General features: G+C 48.6%; 23 protein-coding genes and 1 pseudogene. All 24 read right to left on the bottom strand.

The window, feature by feature from the left end:
• Positions 1-137 (bottom strand): annotated as a pseudogene (locus tag L696_RS32755) (phage tail-collar fiber domain-containing protein); the annotation flags it as partial.
• Positions 138-151: 14 nt separating this feature from the next.
• The gene (locus L696_RS0116195) at positions 152-1216 is read right to left on the bottom strand and encodes a hypothetical protein (protein WP_025684585.1); all 1065 of its coding nucleotides are present in this window, start codon (positions 1214-1216) and stop codon (positions 152-154) included.
• Positions 1213-2367, bottom strand: coding sequence for a baseplate J/gp47 family protein (locus L696_RS0116190; protein WP_025684584.1), 1155 nt, complete (start codon positions 2365-2367; stop codon positions 1213-1215). Before L696_RS0116190 ends, L696_RS0116195 begins: the two co-directional genes overlap by 4 nt.
• A gap of 15 nt (positions 2368-2382) precedes the next feature.
• Positions 2383-3285, bottom strand: coding sequence for a GPW/gp25 family protein (locus L696_RS31505; protein WP_025684583.1), 903 nt, complete (start codon positions 3283-3285; stop codon positions 2383-2385).
• Positions 3285-3650 carry a hypothetical protein gene (locus L696_RS0116180; protein ID WP_025684582.1) on the bottom strand — a complete coding sequence of 122 codons (366 nt, stop codon included), beginning with the start codon at positions 3648-3650 and terminating at the stop codon, positions 3285-3287. The genes L696_RS31505 and L696_RS0116180 overlap by 1 nt, the downstream gene beginning before the upstream one ends.
• 3 nt (positions 3651-3653) lie before the next feature.
• Positions 3654-4271: a hypothetical protein gene (locus tag L696_RS0116175; protein ID WP_025684581.1), complete on the bottom strand. Its 618-nt coding sequence runs from the start codon at positions 4269-4271 to the stop codon at positions 3654-3656.
• Between the two features lie 5 nt (positions 4272-4276).
• Positions 4277-4918, bottom strand: a complete 642-nt coding sequence (locus L696_RS0116170) for a hypothetical protein (protein WP_025684580.1) — start codon at positions 4916-4918, stop codon at positions 4277-4279.
• Between the two features lies 1 nt (position 4919).
• Positions 4920-6677 (bottom strand): LysM peptidoglycan-binding domain-containing protein, encoded by a 1758-nt coding sequence (locus L696_RS31995; RefSeq protein ID WP_025684579.1) that lies wholly within the window; start codon positions 6675-6677, stop codon positions 4920-4922.
• A complete protein-coding gene (locus L696_RS0116160; RefSeq protein ID WP_025684578.1) occupies positions 6674-10216 on the bottom strand; it encodes a peptidoglycan DD-metalloendopeptidase family protein in 3543 nt (1180 codons plus the stop codon). Before L696_RS0116160 ends, L696_RS31995 begins: the two co-directional genes overlap by 4 nt.
• Before the next feature lie 15 nt (positions 10217-10231).
• Positions 10232-10399, bottom strand: coding sequence for a hypothetical protein (locus L696_RS0116155; protein WP_162472182.1), 168 nt, complete (start codon positions 10397-10399; stop codon positions 10232-10234).
• An 82-nt stretch (positions 10400-10481) separates the two neighbouring features.
• Entirely contained in the window at positions 10482-10949 is a 468-nt protein-coding gene (locus tag L696_RS0116150) for a hypothetical protein (RefSeq protein WP_025684576.1), read from the bottom strand.
• Between the two features lie 63 nt (positions 10950-11012).
• Positions 11013-11447, bottom strand: a complete 435-nt coding sequence (locus L696_RS0116145) for a hypothetical protein (RefSeq protein ID WP_025684575.1) — start codon at positions 11445-11447, stop codon at positions 11013-11015.
• A 17-nt stretch (positions 11448-11464) separates the two neighbouring features.
• A complete protein-coding gene (locus tag L696_RS0116140) occupies positions 11465-12568 on the bottom strand; it encodes a phage tail sheath protein (protein WP_025684574.1) in 1104 nt (367 codons plus the stop codon).
• A 10-nt stretch (positions 12569-12578) separates the two neighbouring features.
• The gene (locus L696_RS0116135; protein ID WP_025684573.1) at positions 12579-12827 is read right to left on the bottom strand and encodes a hypothetical protein; all 249 of its coding nucleotides are present in this window, start codon (positions 12825-12827) and stop codon (positions 12579-12581) included.
• A complete protein-coding gene (locus tag L696_RS0116130; RefSeq protein WP_025684572.1) occupies positions 12817-13356 on the bottom strand; it encodes a hypothetical protein in 540 nt (179 codons plus the stop codon). Before L696_RS0116130 ends, L696_RS0116135 begins: the two co-directional genes overlap by 11 nt.
• A 4-nt stretch (positions 13357-13360) precedes the next feature.
• Positions 13361-14179, bottom strand: coding sequence for a hypothetical protein (locus tag L696_RS0116125; protein WP_025684571.1), 819 nt, complete (start codon positions 14177-14179; stop codon positions 13361-13363).
• A complete protein-coding gene (locus tag L696_RS0116120; protein WP_025684570.1) occupies positions 14154-14897 on the bottom strand; it encodes a hypothetical protein in 744 nt (247 codons plus the stop codon). The genes L696_RS0116125 and L696_RS0116120 overlap by 26 nt, the downstream gene beginning before the upstream one ends.
• The gene (locus L696_RS0116115; RefSeq protein ID WP_025684569.1) at positions 14898-15791 is read right to left on the bottom strand and encodes a hypothetical protein; all 894 of its coding nucleotides are present in this window, start codon (positions 15789-15791) and stop codon (positions 14898-14900) included.
• A gap of 2 nt (positions 15792-15793) precedes the next feature.
• Positions 15794-16066: a hypothetical protein gene (locus L696_RS0116110; RefSeq protein ID WP_025684568.1), complete on the bottom strand. Its 273-nt coding sequence runs from the start codon at positions 16064-16066 to the stop codon at positions 15794-15796.
• A 64-nt stretch (positions 16067-16130) separates the two neighbouring features.
• Positions 16131-17606 carry a hypothetical protein gene (locus L696_RS0116105; RefSeq protein ID WP_025684567.1) on the bottom strand — a complete coding sequence of 492 codons (1476 nt, stop codon included), beginning with the start codon at positions 17604-17606 and terminating at the stop codon, positions 16131-16133.
• A 30-nt stretch (positions 17607-17636) separates the two neighbouring features.
• Positions 17637-18566, bottom strand: a complete 930-nt coding sequence (locus L696_RS0116100; protein ID WP_025684566.1) for a hypothetical protein — start codon at positions 18564-18566, stop codon at positions 17637-17639.
• 16 nt (positions 18567-18582) lie between these two features.
• Positions 18583-18783, bottom strand: a complete 201-nt coding sequence (locus L696_RS0116095) for a hypothetical protein (protein ID WP_025684565.1) — start codon at positions 18781-18783, stop codon at positions 18583-18585.
• Complete coding sequence (locus L696_RS0116090; RefSeq protein WP_025684564.1) at positions 18780-19886, bottom strand: hypothetical protein; 1107 nt, start codon at positions 19884-19886, stop codon at positions 18780-18782. The genes L696_RS0116095 and L696_RS0116090 overlap by 4 nt, the downstream gene beginning before the upstream one ends.
• A complete protein-coding gene (locus L696_RS0116085) occupies positions 19886-21355 on the bottom strand; it encodes a phage portal protein (RefSeq protein ID WP_025684562.1) in 1470 nt (489 codons plus the stop codon). Before L696_RS0116085 ends, L696_RS0116090 begins: the two co-directional genes overlap by 1 nt.
• Positions 21356-21365 lie beyond the last annotated feature (10 nt).

Below are 21365 nucleotides of genomic sequence, written 5' to 3'. Positions count from 1 at the left end.
GGCTTGCCTTCTGCGTCCACTCCGCCGCTACCGAATGCCATCTTAACTACTTTTGTAAGAGTGCCGCCTTCAGCCCTCGCTCGGGCCATTTGCTCTCTGGCATAGGCCGTTGTCACGGTTAAAATTTGCTCTGCCATTACTGACATCCTTTCTAAGCTTCCATGATCGTTTCCGTTGAACTTAATGTCCGACTGCCATCCAGCATAACGGTACCATCGAGCAACCAATAATTTTTTCGCACCTTTACTCTACCTTCTTGCCTATTCTCAATACGGTGCTTGGTCTTCAGCTCCAACCTATTAACATACCGCATCCGTCCTCCGGTCCATCCAGATAGTGAAGCAGACCCATTTAAGACTTCCAAACCATCCAGATACCAAGGTCGGCCACCAAAAAAATGTACTGCTGACCGCAAACGCAATCGACTCCGGTAAAAATGCGTATGCTGAATAGGAGTATACACATGAACAGAAGTAGTAAAGGCAATGCCTCCACCTTTGTTCTCCAACAAAATACTCCTAAATGCAGACAAGACCTCGCCGCTTTCCGTATACTTTGCATCCAATCGAACACCCAAAACCGCAGGAGCCTTGTCGTATACCTCCACACCGCCAGATTCGCCTAACTGATAAGCCAACAACTCTTGTAATGCCACGTTGTTTGTCTTCGGGTTTAAAACCCACATTGTAAATCGTCGGCGGAACGATTCGGCCAGCTCACCTGGACGTCGTTGCAAACCGAAGAAGCTGCCCCAATAATCGAGCCAGCGTCCAGAAGCCATATTGCGGTCCAGTTGCAGCAATGCCAGATCCGTGTCCGCCTCCGCTTTACGTAACACCCTATAGACAGGGTACATACGCCGCCAAACATTGCTTGTGAAGACATTCAAAGTCGAATCAATCGGGATATTCGTTACCTCTATCAGCGCCAGCGGTACAGCGTCCTGTCTAATCGTTTCAGGCTCTAAATCTGCAACGTACCCCAATCTGCGTATAGCCTCTATCAATCCCGCCGTGTCCATTGCATGTAGTTTGACTGCTTGCTTGTCCGGCAGCTCTCTGCGATACGGCGCACTATGAAAATAAATAACTCCCTCGTCCACCGTCATCATACTATGCGGGCCAGTCCCACGCCCAAGCGTTAAAAACGGGACCTCTTTCGGCAGCTTATTCCACTTATCACCAAGGTTGTCCAACAACTTTTTAAGTATCCTCATACGCCTGGCTCCCGGTAGATTACGGGGAATTGTGGCACCAGCTTTTCCGTTTTACCAGCGGTGGGGTTCGTATCCGACCAACTCTTACCACCGTCGACGGACAAATCAAGCTTAACGTCATATATTCCGCTTAGGAGCTTTATGCGGGTTTCTAGCTCGGTCTGGATCAAAATTTCACCTTGTTTAACCCCGCTGAAATAGTCCCTAATTTCCCTCTCAATGTCACTCTGTAACGATTCAAGTGTAACGCCCTTATTGAACGTTATCGTCAGGCGGATACTGACAGGTTTGGTGGTAACGGAAAACAAATTAATCTGTATCCCAGCAGACTTGTACCCATATACAGGCTTGCCGTTTTCATAATACCCAGTTAACGTTTTCTGAATATCTGCGAACAGTTCAGGGGAGGCCGTGCCAACTCCATTCCAAATATAGCAGTCTACCTCCCCCTTCCGGGCGGGTAAATCCTCAAACGCTTGGCAATCTACCACGCGCTCAGTCGCCAGCCCTGTTGCATCTGTGAGCTGGACGATAGTTGCTCCATATTCGATAGATTGAAGCGTTCCACGTGATAAAGAAGCAATAAACTTTTTAAAGCGATTCTTCTGCTCGTCTCCTGTCTCTTCTTCCTTCCCGTTGGTCAAAGCGGAACCATTAAACACTGTGTCAATCCCGGTTGGCTTGGATACAAAATCGGTAATGGTTTGGGCTTCTGTGTTACCGTCCAAGCCAGGTGTCAGGCAGATTACAGGTACATTTACGCTCTTGGCTCCGGTTGCCATTATCGCGTCCACTGTCGTTCGGTAGCTTATAGGCGCTTTAGACGACGTGGCCTGCGTCTTGACTAGGGTACCTACTGGAATCAAGTAATTCGTATCGGCTGGAGTAGCACGACCAAACGTAACTGTCCCAGTAGAATAGAGGGCTGGGAGCTTCGGAAATCCAAAGGCTGAATAAATTCCCTGTCCTATCGCATTACGCATGGCACGCCACGTTTTGTCGTAGTATTCCTCCAGTTCCTTCGCCACGGCTTCCATCATCGTCCTTGATCTTGAACCGATACTAAAATCCGTTATTTTGGAAGATACGCCCCGCGACCAATCCACCATTCCCTGTACGATGCTCTCCATCGTCTTTCGTTCAAAAGCCACCTTTGTTCCTCCTTCCTATGCAGCAATAACACCCGCCTGAGTAACCGTCAACTCAACGCCTTCCTGTCTGCCCGCTACGTTTATTGTCAAATAAATATAATAGGCCGTTTGCTGAATTACGATATTATCCACAGTTATGCCGTCTATGCGGTCCTCGTACAAAAGTGCCTCATGAATATCTAACTCAATGAGTTGACGGATGTACGGCGCTTGCGCCAGCCCAATCAATTCGTGCAAGCGGCTCCCGTAGGTCGGGTGCTGCGTGAGACTTCCACGCCGGGTAACCAGCCTATGGCTTACGGCCTGCTTTATATTGTCTATCCCCGTTACTGCCGCCCAGTCCCCGGTTTCATCTTCCATTAGATCGCCATCCGATGAAACCATTAGGTCTGTGCCGCCCAACGGCTCTGGCGTAGTTGTAGCCGTCTGATCGCTGTTGATGTAGACAGTCTGACCAGTAAGGCGCACCCGCGCATCTTTCCCGTTGGTGAAAGGCTCCGGATTGGTGACGGATAAGGAACCAGGCTCCGCACTGGACCGAACGGAGCCGGACAAAACAATGCTGCCTGCTATGGTATTACCAAAGCTCCCCGGTAGACGACTGCGGACATAAAAATAACCCTCTGCCACACCAGCAGCAAGGGTCGTGTCTTCAACCAATTCATATACTTTCTGTATACCTTGAGAATCCACATCCGTCATAAACAATGAACCAGCATACAACGTAAGTGGCAATGACACCGCCTGTCGCCTTACCACCAAATACCCGCTTGCATACAACGTATAGTAAGCTTCCCGGCTTGTCATGGTATATGGGTATTCCAAATTATTATAATCTGCAATATCCTGCCAAGGTACATTGTACAAGACTGACAAGCCTTGTATGGTGTCAGCATCATTTAAAACGTGCTCAATCATCAGCCCGCATCCTCCGTATCAACACCCCCGGGCTCTCCGACTACGTTCGCGCTAATGTCAGCGGCCAGTGTACGCAGCTTATAGAGCATCGTAAGAATTGACCTCAGCTCCAACAGCAAATCAAAAGGGACGTTGGCAGCAGCAGCTAAACGCCTGCAAGTATCTTGACATAGGTTAATATACTGTTCCAATTCAGCCGTATTTATATCAACCCGGTCATACAGTGCTTCGTTATAATCCGATAAAGCCGTATACGCCCGCAGAGCATAGGCCGTAATATCTTCAACGCTCTGACGCTCTTCTCTGAGCACCGGGAAATTTACATAAGTCAATTCTTCCTCGGGCAAATAGATTGACTCCAGCATCAATCATCCCCCTTTCGTGAGCTTGTTTAGCAGCTCCCCTATATTAGACACGCTGGATGAAAGTCTCCCGGCCATATCTTTTGTGGAAGGGTTTCGCTTCAGGTAATCCTTAGCCGCTTCCCTACGTGTCTTAGTCAGCCTCCGCAAGCATGTAAAACGAAACTCATAGCGGTACAACAACGGCTCCGACTTGCTACGCTGAAGCCGAAAGTTTTGTGGGTGGATCTCATAATACTCGTTGTCCTCCCAATTGTACCAATACAGAGCGTGCTGCGGATCGTTGGCCTGCAAAAATTTTCGGTGTATATCGGCTCTAAAGCTTATAAATTCCTCGTAACCGTCCAAAACGCGATTCTCTGCGGACGTACGCTTGCTGTAACCCGTCGTGCCGGATAGTGTAACCGTAGGCAACCCCGCGCCGAAGTCAGCCACATATGCTCCGCCAAGCGTCTGTACAATATTGCCACGCCCCGGCTCATCCTGCGTAAAATCCGATGGATTGACTAGGAGCGTGTGCAAGGTAATAGAACCGGAATCCCCACTGGGCAGTGTCTTCCGAAGCTCAAAGGTCATACGGTAAAACTTTTTTTGGTCCTTCGTTGAATCCTTGACCAACGCCATTGCTATCATCCTTTCTCTACGATCACGTCTCCTTTAGGTAGCTTAAACATCGCCTTACCTGTGGGGTGAAAAAACTCAAATCCTCCCGCAGTTACACGTATATAGGCTGGCGCTTCATCTGGAACCGGACAGGATATTTCCACACTACCCGGCGTGACCTTTACGGTAGCAGGCGGGTTCTTTCCCTCTTTATCGGTAGGATAGCTCAACAAAGCGTGCTCGGGTGTCAGCTCCACATAGGCCCGTTGCTGCTGTTTGCTATCGTCCAACAAATTACCTTGAACATCCTTGTCGGCTGTACCATCCTTTACGCCTATCTCGAAAATAGGTAGCTGAAGCTTTATAAGGTCCCGCTTAATAGTAATGAAGTTGGTTCCATAGCTGCCGTTCCGTAAAAATCCGGCCAGATACGGAGCATCCTTGCGACTGTCCAGATACCCAACAATTACCGTATCTCCCTCGACCGGCTCACGGTCTACGTCACCGAAAACCCAAACAGGAACGGGCTGGCTATAGTCCAAAAATATGACCTCTATACGTGCGTATTTTTCGTAATCCTTTGTGCTGGTTACATGGCCAAGCCGGGTAGCATTAAATTCAGGCATCCGGTTTGTTGTCTTTCCACCAAGGGAACTCTGATCCTTCATGTCATTTTCCTCCCGGCAATTTAAGAATCTGACCAACATAAATGTACTTGCCGTGTTGGGAAGTGTTGCGGTCGTCTCGCTTAATGAGCATGTCCTTATTGGCTTCCCATAGCTTCGTCCAGTCATCGCCTTTGCCATACAATTTGGCCGCGATGCTCCATAGACTGTCGCCCTGCTTGACGGTATAATAATCAGCTTTTACCTCAGATGTGGTTTTTGCAGAAGCAGGTTTTTTCCCGGCTGCTGCGTTCGCCGCTACTGTTGCCGCGCTGGAGATTTTAGCCGCTGTTTGTGGCTTATAGTCCCTACCACGGGTTAGCTGTAAGGTCGTGCTCCAACCGTCAAAAACATTGAAGGTCTGCGTTACAGATTCGATGTAAAACTCTTTCATAATCCCAGGCGCTTGTAATCTTTGCCCGATTTTATAGCTACCCTTGCCGCGCACGGTCATAGAGCCATTCAGATACTTGTGGTTATTTTCAAACCACTCCTTCAGTTTGAGTGTATATGCCTTGCTCATTTGCTCCAGCTTGGTCGTGTCCTCCGGTTTACTTGGGTCAATTGCTAGGCCCTCGATCTCAACTTCTAATGGCGAAAGCCCATAACGCTCGACAGCAGACTTGTTCATACTCGGGGGAGCTACCCGTTTTAAATCAAACCCAAACGGATTAATCGTGGTCCCAGCCCAAAACAGGTTATAGTGCTCATCGTCGCTATAGGACAAATCCTCGTCGATCACGTCCGCTGCGATCACTTCATGAACGGCTAACTTATCCCAGGCATCCTTTGAAAAAGGTGTATTCCGTAGGAAGACCGAAACCACGCTGTTATCCTTGCCAAACGGGAAACGCGGGAACGGATAGTACCCCTCTCCCTTAGGATACTTGGCCTTTGTTTGATCGCTGCTTTGTTCTATTGTCTCATTCACCACTCGCGGCTTACTACCGGGGTTCCATGCCTCCAGCGGCTCACGCACATCCACAAACAGTTCCGTAAATGGTTTGGTAGATGTGCGCTCCATCAGGTTCCACAAAGAGCCTTCGTAACGGTCCAACGTAAAAAACTGCGGAAGAAATACCGGAACGGCTGCAAAGTTGTACCTGAGTATATTGGTAACATCGACCTTTTTGGCAACCGGCTCCGACTTCTTCTCGTCCCACACCGTCCACTTTACGCTGTTTAACTTCGGCAAGATAAAACGCATAATGACATCTAAAATTACAGCGGGGCTACCCTTAGCAATGCTCTCCGACTGAAAATACTTTGCCATCGCCAGCCATCCGTTTTCGGTTAAAAAGAATTTATCGGTACCACCTGATATCTCAGGATAGAACTTAATATTGGATTTAATAAGTACCTTACCAAAGTCCCGCGCCTGAATGGATGTTGTCATACCGTTGTCCACGCTACGGGTCCGCCGCACTCGATCCACCAAACCGACCATGACAGTAGATAATTCCTCACCCTTGATCGTCTTATAGCCCATCTGCACAACTACAAGATCGTTCGCCATTATGAGTTGTGAGCGAAACCACTTGTCACCAGCAAGGACAATATTCATGGTTCCAGCAGGTGCATCAAGCGTTTTCTGCGTAGTAACGGAAAGCACTTGGCTGGTAGGGTCTTGGCCTGTATCCTCAGTCAAACTGCCTTTAAGTTGGTAGCAGGCTTTATCTGTGTGAAAACTAACTCGGATGATAGGGACGTACCGTTTACCCTCCACGCCGCCAACTGGCGCCCAATTATAACGTTCTATCATGCGTATCCCGCCCTTGTTGGAGACATGCGGAGTTTCTGTCTCTCGTGATCCGCAACTACTCGTTTTACAATCTTCTCAATTTGCGATTGTGTAGCAGCGTTCAACACCTTCGCACCTTCGCCACTTATATTCAGATTTACTGTGACTTCAGACTTGTGCCGGATCTCCTTCGGACTCGATGCAGCAGACATGTACCCGATATCGCTGTCCCCAGCCCCTAAAGAATTCAATAAGTCCACAGGGTTCATTAGCTTACCTGAACTATTCATATAGCCCAGGTGTAAGTGGCTGCCAGTCGTGCTGCTTCCACTACCTGCTACTCCAGGTGTGCCACCAACATTCCCAATAAAATCCCCTGTGCTCACCGTCTGCCCGGTTCTCAATCCGGGGTTAACAGCGGACAAATGACTATAAAAGTAGGTACTGCCATCAGACATTTTTATGCCGACTTCCGTTCCGCCACCTCGGGTATTTTTCTTACCATCCGAATCTAACGGACCTCCATCATCCATTTTCACAAAGGAGACCGTTCCGCCTGTAAGCGCCTGAAGCTGATCGCCTTGCGCACCCTTTATGTCCAAGCCGCCGTGAGCCTTCTTGCGGAAGCCTTCTTGCTGACCAAATTTACTGGTAATGCGTCCTTGCCAGTTATTAAAGAATCCACTACCTGATCCGGTAGACACGCCACCAGTAAGGTCGTTCATAAATTTCACAACGCCTTTGGACCAGTTGTTATTTAGATTATCAGGATCGTTTCGCGCTCCTACTGGAGCATATTTGCGCTGAACACCCTCAATGGTGTCAATACCCTTATCTGCATAATTAACTTTCAAGTTACGGGCCATAGCTGTTATTCCATCATCTATGCTTGCAAAGTTCATAAGGCCATTAGCACCCATCATACCGCCCACATTATGACGATTTCGGGATGCTGGTGATGTACCGTTCCCAGTTTCATGCATAGATATAGCCGCCAATGCAGCCGGATCAATGCCGAACTGCAAGCCAGCCTGTACAAATTGAGCACCTTTGCCCGCAAGCACACCGCCCAACTTTTTGTTAAGCTGTTCGGCACTGATCCCGCTCATGGCCGTTATCTTGGAAGAAATGCTGAAACCATTTCCCATAGCCGTTAAACCGCCGCCACCATTAGAAGCTGATAGCGAACTTCGTAGACTTTGGAACTCAGCCAGCATATCAGCGGTACCGTTTTGCACGGTGTACAACATGTTCCTGAAAATCCATACCGTCTTGTCTAATAGGCTGCTGCTGTTGCGTTCCATAGACATGTATTTTGTCGCAGCATCAGCGGCCATGTCACTAGTCGTCCGATCCATTTGCCTGAATTTGTTTTGGCCGATTGTGGACATATCCTCAACATTGCGAGTTACCTGATCAGGCATACGACCAATATCGCTATCACCAGACCCGCCAAAAAATTCATTCATGGGAATCTGTAATAATTGTTGGAAAAAGCCCGATGTTACATCAGCCCCACTATCAACAACAGACTTCGGGATTGTCCCAGCCTGTTTTCCATTGCTAAAGTGCTTTGTATTGTACAAGTACACTTTTTGCATCTGTGCATCAGTAAGCTTCTCACCGTTTTTGGCTCGTTCGTACAGGGCAGCACCTTCAGATTCAACACTGTTCGCTTTATTGCTTTGCTCACGTTGTAGCTCCCGTAAATATTGGGTCCGTTGTTGTGGGGTGGCAAAAGAAATGCCGTCTGTTGCATTGGCTGCTACGGTCTTTTTTCCGCCAAACAGACTTTCGAAGAGGTCCTTTTTGCCGCTTAATACTTCTGACAGCGCCGATCCCAAGTTACCTAATGCGTCGGTAGTTGCTAAACCCTTCAAATTATCGTTCATGAATTTAAGTATGGAATCAAGTATACCGTTTCCGGTTCCAGTACCGTTTTGGATAGCCTCTATAACGGTTGTGGCTCCCTCTTTAACGCCCATAACGATATCGACCAGCTTACCCCCGGCTTGCTCCAAAGCATGTTCAAAACGGGCATCTGTGTCCATGTAACCTTGTCCTTTGGCTCCTTGACGCTCGGTATCATATTTCGCGCCTGAATCAATGCTGCCATTTTCCAAAGCCTTGAGCTGGTCAGGATTAAAAACAGAAAGGCCATTAGTAGCGTCGTAAAATTCGCTTGCTTCCCTCTTAGTTGCAGCAAAGCCACCGTCTGTAAGCCAACGCTGCATAATACGCTTTGTAAGTTTTTCATTACCGCCTGTTTGGGACTTAACATACTTAGCCATAGCAGGGACGTTATCGCTGTTCATAAGGCCGTCTTCAAAAGATTCTTCCAGCCCGAACAGGTCCATGCTGCCATACTTTTTAGGGTTATATTGCCGTAGCGCTTGAACGCCCATCCACTTCCAGTTGTCGTTACCCGGCTGAAAGATACCACCCAAGCCGCCGATAAGGTTACCGCCCTGAGCGCCCGTTAACTGCATCATGCCTTTCTCGGTACCGATGCGGTCCAGCGTGGTTTGATAGGCTAAAATCTGTTTGGAGCTGCCGTCTTTTAGCGTGGTGTTCATCTGCTGCAGAAGAGTGTTGTTGGTTTCCATGACCTCGATAATACGTGGAGTCATGCCCGACTTTGCCACACTACCCGCAATGGCATCCGCAAACCCCTTTGGAGTCTGCATACCGCCTGAAGCACGGTTGGTCCCGGCGGTACTAGCCACTTCGGATGTATCCAGTCCGTATGCACGGCCAAATTTAAGAAGCCCACTCTGCTGATCAGCGCTTATATTACCAGCGGTTCGGCTGTATTGATCCAAGAATCCCCAAGATTCTGCTGCGCTGTAACCCATCCGATCAGCACGGCCGACCGAGGAAGCATGGTCCCACATATCGGTTGCCTGACCATTCCATCCGGCTTGTCCGCGCATACGCTGCGCCAGGTCCAACGAGTTTACAGAACGGGCATATGCGGAGCTATAGGCTTGTGTTGCCAGTCCTGCAATGCTGCTTAGGCCAACCAATCCCAAGGCGAATTTACCAGCTCCTAATACACTAGATAGTGCGCCGCCAGCAAGACGACTAGCGCCCCCACTCGCATTGTCACTGTCGCCTGAACTACCAGACCGACCAGATGTACTGGAAGAAGAGGAAGATGAACGGTAGCCGCCGGATTCTCTGTATCGTTGGTTGTAAAGTCGTTCGGTAGCCATTAGTTCTTTGCGGATAACATCCAACTGCCGTTCGCGTTGTTGAATGGTCTTTTTTATTTCCTCACGTTCTCCGCGTTGTGCACCTTGAAGCTTGGAATAAAGAGAATCCACCACGCCGTTCTGCTTACGAAACTCTGCATCCAACTCACGCATAGTTCCAAGGAAGCGACCTTTGTAAATATCCAAGGCCCGGAGTTGTTTTTCATCAAAAAAGCCGCCTTTTCCGGCTCCTTTGTCTACTACACCAGCAACACCTTTAAGATCCTGCTGGAGCTGTTTCAAGCCGCGTTGGAGCTGACTAAATTCCCCCTTCGCAGATACGCGAATGGTTTGTTCTACTGCCAAAATACTCCCTCCTTTCTATTCGACGTCTTCCCAATCGTCCAGGTCTTCAGCAGGAGTTTGGGGCGATGAATAGTCATAGGACAACTTACTGTCCATCTCTTCAGTCTCCCTTGCCCATTCGTCAAAATCGGGGTCCTCATATTCCTCACTCTTGCCATCGCGCGCTTTTCGGTCTATCTCCATGTGTTCAAACTCCAAGTCAATCTGTTCCTCGGTCATAGCCAATATGCGTGGATCAGTTGGGGGAAGTCCGCCGTACACGTATTTACGGAGTATCCAAAGTTTCCTCTCCTGCGGTAGCTTTGCTATTGTCTTCAGGTGTGTTTCGAAAGTCCTTGCGAAATGATGCCTCCCATACCTGATACTTTCCGTAAACGTGGTACAACAGGTCAGGCTCAGTGATTTCTTTAAGTTTCAAGAGACATTCAGGTCGTTTCGCCAGAGCCACTTCAAGAAATGAAACCACATGAGCCATAAAATGGACATCAGTATCAACCAGTTGAACATCTTGCACTCCAGCCTCTCTCAACATCTCTGATTTAATCGCCCCAGCCCTCATAACTTCAGCGACGGTAAGTTTTTTAAACACAAGCACGCCTGTATAGTGATTACCTTCCGACGAGTTAAAATCCAAAAGCTCGCCTTCCTTCAACTCTCCACCAGCACGCACCCTTTCTGCCGTTTTAACAGCCTCAAGCACTGCCTTTTGTTGTTCAGTAAGATTTTCCGACATATAATCGTCTCCTTTAAATTGAAATATAAAAGTCCTCTCCTAAAGAGAGGACTTGATTTAAAATTATTCCGTGATCGGTGTACCAAAATCAGACGACAAAAACAACCAAGTTGACGTTTCTGAAGACATCGCATTTGCACTAAATTCCTCAGACGATTCCTGCAAAGTGCAGCTTCGATATACGATAACAATGTCATTTGTGTATTTATCCGTGATTTCAATATCAATAACATTCATGGTGAGGATGTCTGCACCATAAGCAGATAGTTCCAACTCGGCTAGTGATTTTTTACGAATACGATACTTCTCCAGTGTGACAGATCCCTCAACTTTAAGAGGAACCGACTCTTGAGGAAGAATGGAGCCAATTTGATACTGATTTTCTGTGCCAAAACTACGCCGACCACTGATCCTCTGTGCTCGACCAACTTCAACGCCACCTATTTTAAGTCGCACTGTATGCCCGGCGTGAGCTGGCTGGTCTTTTACAATACTCAAAGCTTATTCCCCCTTTCTTATTTCAAGTTGAAGTGTGATGTAATAAGAAAATTGTTAATTGGCAACGTCGGCACGCCTTCCCAATCCAGCCAAAATGCTGTTCCGTTTCTGGTTACTTTCGTGGACTCCGGCACAAATCCAGTTAGCCAATTGTTTTTAACAAACTCTTGAAGTAACGACATCAAATCGTTATAAATGGTTACCTCGATCCCCTTCACCCCAGCTTGTCCGACGTATTTGTTCTCGAAATACGTCTCGACATTTGCGCTCATATCATCTGCGAGTGTTGCGACAGAAAGTTCCGCCTTGGTCAGATCATTACTTGAGGAAAGTGTTGTACCCTGAACAATACGGAAGCCCACATTTTTAACCTGTTCTACAGGACAAATGTGGGCTTCCAGCAGTTCTTCGATCTCCAGACCGATATAAATTTTTTCCAAGCCGTCAAACTTGACAAGTTTATACGTAACAGGCTCTTGTGAAGGTTGTCCGGCCCATATACCAGCGACTGCCGCCGCCATAAAATAACCCGGTTTAACAACTTTGTTACCGTCGGCATCAGCCACAAGTGGGCATGGCGTGACCAGCAACCCCCGTTCGGTCGGGATTCCCAAAGCCAAATCTTTAATCTCTGCAATTGTCGCTCCTGGCTTATGTCCATAAAATGCGCGGCGGCGCTTCCGATTCTTGACGCTGGACATAAATTCAACATGAGTGTCGACTTTGGCCCAGATTGCTGGCTGTGTTGTGAGAGGGATAATTCCCGCCACATCCTCGGTCTGTAAAAGATCAATAGCCGTTTGCCATTCGGTGTCTGTTGGTGCAGTAGCGGGGGCTGTGATTTTAGCAGGAGCGACACCAATAAGGTCTGCGCCTTTCCGCCAAGCTACCTTCATAACCTCCAGTAATTCACCCTCGCCAATAGTAGCGGCGGCAATTTTAGGATCGTTGAAGTATGACACACTATCCATTGGCAGTTTACTTCCCGCTGGAGGGACGCCGATCATTGCCAGCACCTTGTTACTCCCTAGTGTCACAGGAGTCATTCCAGCAGAATCTACAACGGAGTTAGCCCCGGTCCGCTTGATGGTTGCACCACCAAAAGAAATATTAATGCTCATGGCTTACCTCCTATTCATATTGCGTTTCGGACTGCAAACGGAAGGCTTTCGCCCACTGTTCGTCCGTCTTGTCTTGCAGCAATTCCGGCTTGCTGCGTGCCTCAAAGCGGAAGCTCGCTACCAGCCCCATATGCACCTGCACGCGGGATAAATAATCATCCAGCGTTACAAGTGCATTTGCAGCTTCCGTCTTTTTGACTGGTTCAGTCTTAGGAGCTGGCACATTCTGCTCGTCCTTTTTTTCAATTTCATCCGCCAATGCTCAAACCTCCCTTCACGGTAAACCCACTGATTGCATCCACATGCTCTGTGGTTTGTACGTCAAGTGGATTGAGATACGTAATAACGATACTGGCCCAATAAACAGGGAAAGGGGCTACTTGTCCAGTAAAGTCGCTTTCGTCTTTGCCAGCTTCCATTGAAAAATTCAAGATGCCTTTTTGTACCGCCACTGGACGGAATAGCATAAGCAGCGCCTTTAATATCCTGTAGGCCCTCTCCCGCTCGTCTGCGTTGGTATGCCAAATACGCACTTCCATTGATTCCTGAAAATGCGTGCTGTGGATCTCCGAAAACTCTAAACTCTCCCTATCAAAGTCCTCACCGCCGAAGTCACCCAAGATGTGAGCTGCCTCGCTATCAGATACCCGGTTAATGCCCACACACGGTAATTCTGTCTCTGTTTGCGGATCGGCCTTGAATACATTCATCCGAACAGCGCTATCTTTGAATCCTTTTTTCAGGAATTGAAGTAATTCCTCTTTAACATCAACGCTACTGAACTCCACTTAACTAATCGCCTCCCAAGCCCATAGCGGCCAGATCTTGTTGAAAGCCCTGTACAATCATTTCTTGCACCTGATCCCGCGTGTTTTCTATGACTGCCTTACGAATCGGCTTCGGCTTGATCGCCGGACGCATCCAACTCTTTTTACTGGAGTTCTCGGACAACCGCCGGAACGTAAGGTACTGCGTATGTCCAGGCTGGCCCATCTTGACAAGTCCTTGATACTTACCAGCCTTCCACGTATAGCCCGCCCCCGGATGCGCCCCTGTGTGGCTGCGCTTGCCTGTGTCGTCCTCTTTTATCCGCCCGCCCCAGCTATAGGTACGTGTAGGCAAAGGCGAAAGAACCCGGCTAAAGCTAAGGCCCCGGGCTTGAGCATATATGGACTTGGGCATGGCGGGCATTGTCGCAGCTCCCGGCGTGCCATGACGAAACGGGACAGTGATATACTTCTTGCCATTCGCTCCCGTCTTCGCTTTGGGGGATGCTAGAAGGGATGGTTTCATATCTCGGGCATCTTGGCCGGACTCTATCGCTGCACCGTGAGCAGATGTGGTGAATACTTCTCCGGTCAGATCGTCGGGGAATCGTAGGCCATCCTGAATGCTACGGACATAATCGCCAGTCTGAACGCCGACACGAAAATTCCCGCCGCTGAAGCTTACCTGTGCGCCCGATGCGTATTGAATCCATGTGGCCTGTATGAGCTCCGTGGTAGCAGCCTGAACGGCAGCCCGTGTAAAGGGCAACTGCTGTCCATTAGACAATCGGGCAATGATATCGTCCAGTGCCGGAAGGTCAGCCTGAATTGACAGCATGTTCACGGAGGACACCCCCCGGATAGTACCGGAGTACAACTGCACGCGGTAGGTCCTGCCCGTTTTGATGCCGGGGCCGTGGAAGTACGGCATATACGGTATATACCGGACGATGCATGTACATGACGCTATACTGCGCTCCCTCTGGCGGCTGATTGCCTATCCATTGGATTGTCGCTCCCTCAACTTCGTAATCCTGTCCAGCAACGTACTGGGTGACTGTGGCGGTGTCTAAATCATGACGACGAATAGATAATACCTTTGTTACCTTGGGATTTAGCAACGTATCCGGTGGGCGTTGGCGAACCTCAGTCCCCCGCGCCAAGATATCAGACGTTTTCACCTCGTCGTCAATCAATGACACGATATCTCCAAATCCGATGTTAAACATAGGCACAGGCTCCCGGCCTGAAAGATCGAACCCGCCTGACTCAGTACGCTTTAACATATTGGCGGAAACACTCATAATAGCGTCACCCACCTCAAACATCCCGGCATAGGCAAGATAATCCTTGGTTGTGGTAACGCTCTGGATCAGCGCCCTGCATTTAATAGCCGGCTCGTACACAAACCCCGTACCGCCACAAATAGGACAGCCATACAGGGGAGAACCACTATCCAAGTTACAACAGGAGCACCTAAAGGACTCTTGCCACATCACATCCCGGCCATGTCGGGCTATAAGATCCTCGAACTTCTGGCCGTTAAGCTGAATATCAACCACTTAAATCCCCCCCATCGTAAAGCCGCGCATTTTGGTACGTGCGCCGCCTCCTGCCGGGCTAAAGAAGTTATCTACCTCGGTCTGTAGCTGCGTGATGTGGGCAGAATACGTGCCGTACATAGCTGACGCAGTAGACTGGAACGACTCTGCCACACCATCCAAGGTGAGCGAGTAGCCAGCAACCCCAGCCATTGCCGCGTCTCCAGCAACGCCCAACACGGATACCGCCGCCTGCTTACCGATTACGGCCCGGATATCCTCCGTTAGCTGCTCTTTGGTCAAACCAGCCGTATAATCGATATGGAACACCTGTGGCGTCTGAGACAACAAGCCAATAGCGAATGGGGCTGCGCTGTAGCCTGCCGGATATCCAGCAAGTACAGGCACACCCCCACCCTTGGTTACTACATGCAGTTGGCTAGACTTTTTGTAAAGTTTAATCCAGTCTTGATGCTGCATGAAGTCAATATTTATTTGCCCGCCATAGGTAACCAACTTGAAAGACTCTATTTTGGAAGCAAAGCGCTGCCGGAGCTGTACAAAGCCAAAATTACGCCAGCGCTGTACATCGTAGTCATACGGCGGTTCTTCCACTTCGTAATCCACACCCTGCACCAGCTCCCGTGTCTCTGCATTACAGCGTATAACTGTAGGCTTGAGGAATATCCCCAATTGGCGCTCCGTATCCTTTACAGCCGCCATCAAGAATCCCAGTATATCCCGATCATCCATCGGCCGACCAAACTTATCGGCAAGCGTTAGGCCATAACACCACCGTTTTCGTACCTCTTCGGGCGTGGGCAACCCTACAGGAGAGCTATAGGTTATCTTTATAGTTCCTGGGGTTTCAGCATCCGGGGTTTCATGAGTTTCATAATAAGGAATGATAGCCATGATTATTCCTTGGCTTCAGACGGGGCAACTGCCCCCTGATCATCCGGCGGCGGGACCTGTCTCCCACTGGTGTCGTCCTTCTTGGCTTTGCCGTCATCTTTTGGAACAGGGTCCTTTTTTGGCTTTTCCTTATATTCCTCATAACCAGGAATTTGAAGCAGGACCTCCCCGATATCATCATCTACATCAGCCAAGCCTTTCCCATCAAATTCGACTGTCTGATCCAATACAATGACCTCAGCGGGTACCTCGCCACTTGTTTTTTTTATCTTCATGCCGTATCTCCTTCACTTGGATTTAAAAATGACCAAAAGAAAAGAGAAAGGTTTAACCTCTCTCTTAACGGAATACTGGTTTGATAGTACCAAAGCTTGGCTGATCGTAGGATGGACCGAACAGTTCGCGGTTACTGTTTTCACCCAGTTTGCCAACGTTCTTAAATACCACAATTCGGCGCGGGTTGTAGACTTGCAACATACCGAAAAGTAGAATCATGAAACGGTCAGATGTATCGACGCGCCCCAAGGCTAAATTCATTAACGGCGCAAATTGTTTGAAACGTAGAACGTTATCGCCGTCATTATCAATTAAGAATGCATGTTCTGTACCCGGGATATCAGCGCCGTCGTCCACAATAACCTGTGTTGTACCGCTGCCACTATCCGCAACCTCAGTCATGAACAATGCTTGAGCTGGATTACTGGAGTACCCACGATAAACTTTGTAACTGTTGGCTTTCAAATCAACATCGCCAGAGTCAACACGTTGAATAGTAATTTCAACCCGTTGTTTGTCAGTAATCGCAATGGCTGTCGTTGGTACTGGGGCAGATTCACCCTTTCTACCTTTAGCGCTAATGAAATAGTAATATGTTCCTGCTGGCACAGTAGAATTAATATCAGCTACACCTTTGGCGGAATCCAGCACAGGGATAGCCGGAGCATCCTTTTGAGATTTTTGTTTTGGCGCGCCCTCCGGTTTCAGAAAAACGTTATTCAAGAATGTGATATTCGCAGAGTTAGCCGCGTAACCACGAACTGGTTGCCCCATCATAATCTCTTCACCCGGGTTTACAATACGTTGACGCCCAGTAGGACCAGTAAACGTTTTAGAGAAGTCTTTGTGTACTTGATTAGAGATATGAAGGTCTAATTTACGATTACCCCAGTTATCCGCTATAACCGTTGCTGCATCCTCTAAAACATTTTCCGTGATAAGCCCACCTTTAAGGTCAAAAATATGCTGGGAGGCGTAAGGCTTGCCAATTACATACTTTTTAACAAGCGCCAGCAATCCATCCATTGCCAAAGGATTCTTGGAACTATCACCTAAATACATAGCTCGCTCCACTTGTTGAAGAACAGCCATGGTGCCATTCATCGTCTCGCGCGTTTTGATATCACCCACACCAACCGTCTGAGTAAGCATGGCCTGTAGTGTAACTCTCCGAAGTGTACCGAAGAACTTAACAAATCCGGTTTGACGGGTGTAGTTACTATCCGTTTCGGTAGGCACTCCGCCCTCTACCATATACGGATCAACATCCTGTCCGTAGCTGTCCATTACGTTAAATTCTTCTACAAGGCCATTAGCCTTTGATTTGTTAATAGAGCGCCAGAACACCAAATTTTCCTCTTTAGCCGTTACGACTTTAAGAGTAGATTCGAGTGATTGCGGACGCAGGGCGGACATGTCGGCAAAAGAACCGTCTCCATATGCCGGACCGTCTACACCACTCCCCAGTGCTTTTGTTAATTGCTCCATGTCATTAAAAGACATCTGGCCTAAGCCGTCTTGCAGATTTTCAAAATCCATAGTTATATCCTCCAGTTCTAATGGCTGGTATTACAGCCCGAGTTTTTCTTTAACCGCAGACGGCAGATTCAATGATTGGAGCGGCGCCCCCAATTCAAAGCGGACAACCTCACTAGCAGCTAGATCACCAGTCTCGAAGGATTTCTCCAATACTTCCTTCACTTCTTGTTTGTTCAATTCCTTCCCGTCTGGGCGTCTTATCGTGCTAAGATCACGCTGCCCCGTTATGCTTTTTCGCAATTGAGGCATATGCAGTGACTTTCGCAATTCCTCGTTTTCAGAACTAAGGGTGTCCACCTTAGAAGTAAGAGACTTGATTAGCTCCGTACTCTCTCCTTGCTGCTTAATAAGATGCGTGAGGGACTTTTCCAGTCCGCCCAGTTGCGCGCCCAATTCTTGATTTTGATTGTCTGTCATATTTGTTCCATCCTCCTTGGTATTGTTGAATGATTTAACCAGCTCTGCGTATGTCATGGTGTTTATTGGGTTCATCGTTAGTACCACATTACGCAGCACAGACTTAATGACTTTCCCTGTTACTCGATCACGTTCGACTACACCGCCCTCGATGCTCCAGCCGACACGCCGCGTGCTGTGGGACTTCTGCAGATCCTCAATAGCAACAACGGCCTTGAGTGACATTTCCCGATTCGCATACAGACGGCCCTTTATGAACACACCGTTAACCGATTTATTAAGCGTGGGATGATTGAACTTCCCAACATGCACAGCTTCCGGCTCTCCGATAAATTGATCGGGGTTATTACCGTGTTCCCACTTAATCCATCCCTTTTCGAGAAAATAGGATGTATCCATTCCGTCTGGAGAGATACTATCTGCCTGTGCGTCCGTATCATCACTGGATATGATCCCTTGAACGATGTAATCACCATTGGCGTCCATTTCTATCGACTTTTCCAAAGGCACAAATAGGCGGAACGTGTCTTTAATTTCCTCCAAGCCAAATCACTCCTTTCTACGAACGTGGGGGCCAGTTCCATTGTTCTAGCCCATCTCCTTGACGAACGTTCAATGCGTTGAACTGCTTACCGAATTCATTCCACACGGCCAGGTTCAGCATTCCGTTTGTATCAGGGTTTACGTAAACCACTACAGCAGCAAGTGTTTTATCTTCCGTATCCTTGTAGTGGACAATGCGCCCTACTGTTGGTTTCATCGCTTGTTCACCTCCCTCCGGCTTCTTCCGGGTACTCTGAACCATCTATGCCGACAATGGGGATGAAGCGGCACACAAGGCCACCAATTGGCTGTTATTCGACCCTTATTGCTCTTACCGGGCCAAATATGAGTATCACCGTTTCCTGGTTTGTGAGAGACAATGAACGTTTTGCCTTCCAGCAGCCGTTGACAGTGCCTACATGTACCTGGCACAGAAGCGACCTGAACAATGTCACCTTCCTGACAGCCCGCCAGAAAAGCATCGTTTGTACACATGGCAAGCTCTGTAATCGCCACACGCCGCCAGTCCCGGTTTTGATCCCCGTAAACGTCAAAGAGCGCTTGAGATAGCTTGTTCGCTCCCCAGCGCTCCTTTTGACTCTGTATAACCAGCTCCTTGACTCCGGCGCGGTGTTTGTCTGATATTTGTGTTATCTTCTCAGCCGTGTGCAACACAGAATATTCCATGCTGCGGATCTCTAACGGGGATAAGGATACAATTTCCTCTTGCCCCTCGCCCTCACCATCCCATAATTCAAACGGGAAGGGGTCCTTCTCAGCAGCTTTGAGCGTATCCGGCAGCTTACTAATGATTGCAGCAGTAAGGACCAAATTGGCTTTCTCTGCCTCTATACGGAGCCTGCCAAGTAAAGCAGCTCGGACAATGTACTTTTCAGCCAGCTTGTCCAGATTCTTAAACTTGGAACGAATAGTGTCGTCAATCTTCCGAATGACCGCAAAGGAGTCTTTACCGCGATCTATAACCCGTTTGAATAGGCCGCGTTTGCTCCGCAGCTTCTTGATCCATTCAATTATGGCATTCTTTCCATTGGCCGACTTCTGGATATCGTCAATCGGTAATCCCAACAGTACAACAATCTCCGCAATAGCCTCCTGCGTCTCCGCGTCCAGCTCCGTATAAAAATCATCCTCTAACTGAGCAATAAGGGGGTCGTCTGACCGTTCCCACATGCTACGTCCACCGCTTTCCCTATGGGATGGTAGCTCAAGAGCCTTGGATAATGTCTCCATTACCAGTCGCTTATCCTCCATCCTGAAAGAACGTAGGGCAGGCGGTAGATTAATCTTTAGCTTTGGCATCAATACCCCTCCCACGTTATATCTAGCTCAAAAGACTTTTGTAACGATTCCTCTTCATCATCCTTTTTCGGGTCACCCCTATTCGGATTATCCCGTGGATCTTCCTCAGCAGAAGCTTGGTGTTCTGCCATATACGCCTGTATAAGCACAGCATTGGCAGGAGCATGCATCCACTTAGCATCAGAGGGAACTTCAAGCCCCCTTTGTTTACGTACCTCCGCAATGGTCAGTACACCGGAATCAATGTCATTCTTCAATCGCTCCGCTTTTCGGTCCTCGCTCTCATCGTCCAGCCCTGCCCAATATAAAGCGAATTCAGGGGCGATTACGTCCAGAACGTTTGTGTTTAAGGAATCGGATAAGAAATACATGAGCGGGATGAACCCTTTATCCTTACTGGAGTCCATTTTTTCAGCCGTGTTGTCGCTTTGGCTCATGCTGGTGCTGCTGGTCCAGCTTTTAAACCCAACCTCGTTAGGATCAATCTGATAGACTGCCGCCGCAAGGTTGAACAGAAATTCCAAGAACTCATTGAACTGCATGTCCTGGTTACTGCTCTTGAAAGGGGTGAACTTGAAGCCGCTACCCTCTTCCATTCCCATTACTGGCACAGCCCATTTCCCTTGCGGTCCATCCGTCAGCGTCTTCCAATGCCTAGAAAACGCCTCTATGTCTTCCTCTTCGTACTTACCGACAACTTCCAAAACGCCCTGCGGTAGCGAATTATAAGAGAAATATGTCGTGTTGTATCGGACACCATTCATGATCCCCGTGACAATCTCGACAAGCGTTTCCAACTCAGACATACCGAAGTCGGAATATTCTACATCGGTACGCGGGTTACGGATGCCATAGGACAGCTCATGACGTGTATATTCAGCCGTTATCCGTCCATCCACGCGCTGCACATAGGCAATAGGCTCAAGGTGTCCCTGAGCCGTAACGGGCATATATGGGGCGGGCAGGAATATTTCTGACGTTGGGGCTGACGGTAATAGCTCTATTGTGGCAGCATCCACCGCAAACAGGTCTGTAATGTCTCCTGCCCGAGTAAATACGTTCTCCCACGCCATAGCATCCAGCGTAAGTGTATCCCGTGTAATCTTCCGTAAGAAGCTATTAAAGTTGTCTTTCCTCAACGGATTATCCCAGTTCCCAGTGCGCAAGAAAAACTCTTCCAGCTCAAATGCCACCGCCTGCGCCGCCTTGCTCATCGTCTGTTGAGGGTTCTTGAGGCCGATACGAAACCCTAAGTCACCATCAAAGCGGGGTCTACGTGCAAAACGGGCCACCTGATTAAGTCGCGTATTGATGATAGCCGCTATTGCTGGAACCTTAGCCATCTGCCGTAGTGTAGCAAATGGCAGCAGGGACGGCTTGGTTCGTGTTCCGCCCACACTCAAATTCTGATTGGGCAGGATAACGGCTGATTTAGCCTTAGCTTGCGGTTTGGCTTCCTCAGCTTTCAATAGTGTTCAC

This window comes from Paenibacillus maysiensis, from assembly GCF_000520815.1.
Taxonomy (GTDB): Bacteria; Bacillota; Bacilli; order Paenibacillales; family Paenibacillaceae; genus Paenibacillus; species Paenibacillus maysiensis.
Note: the sequence above shows the minus strand (reverse complement) of the source record. Positions and strands in the feature narration are given on the sequence as shown.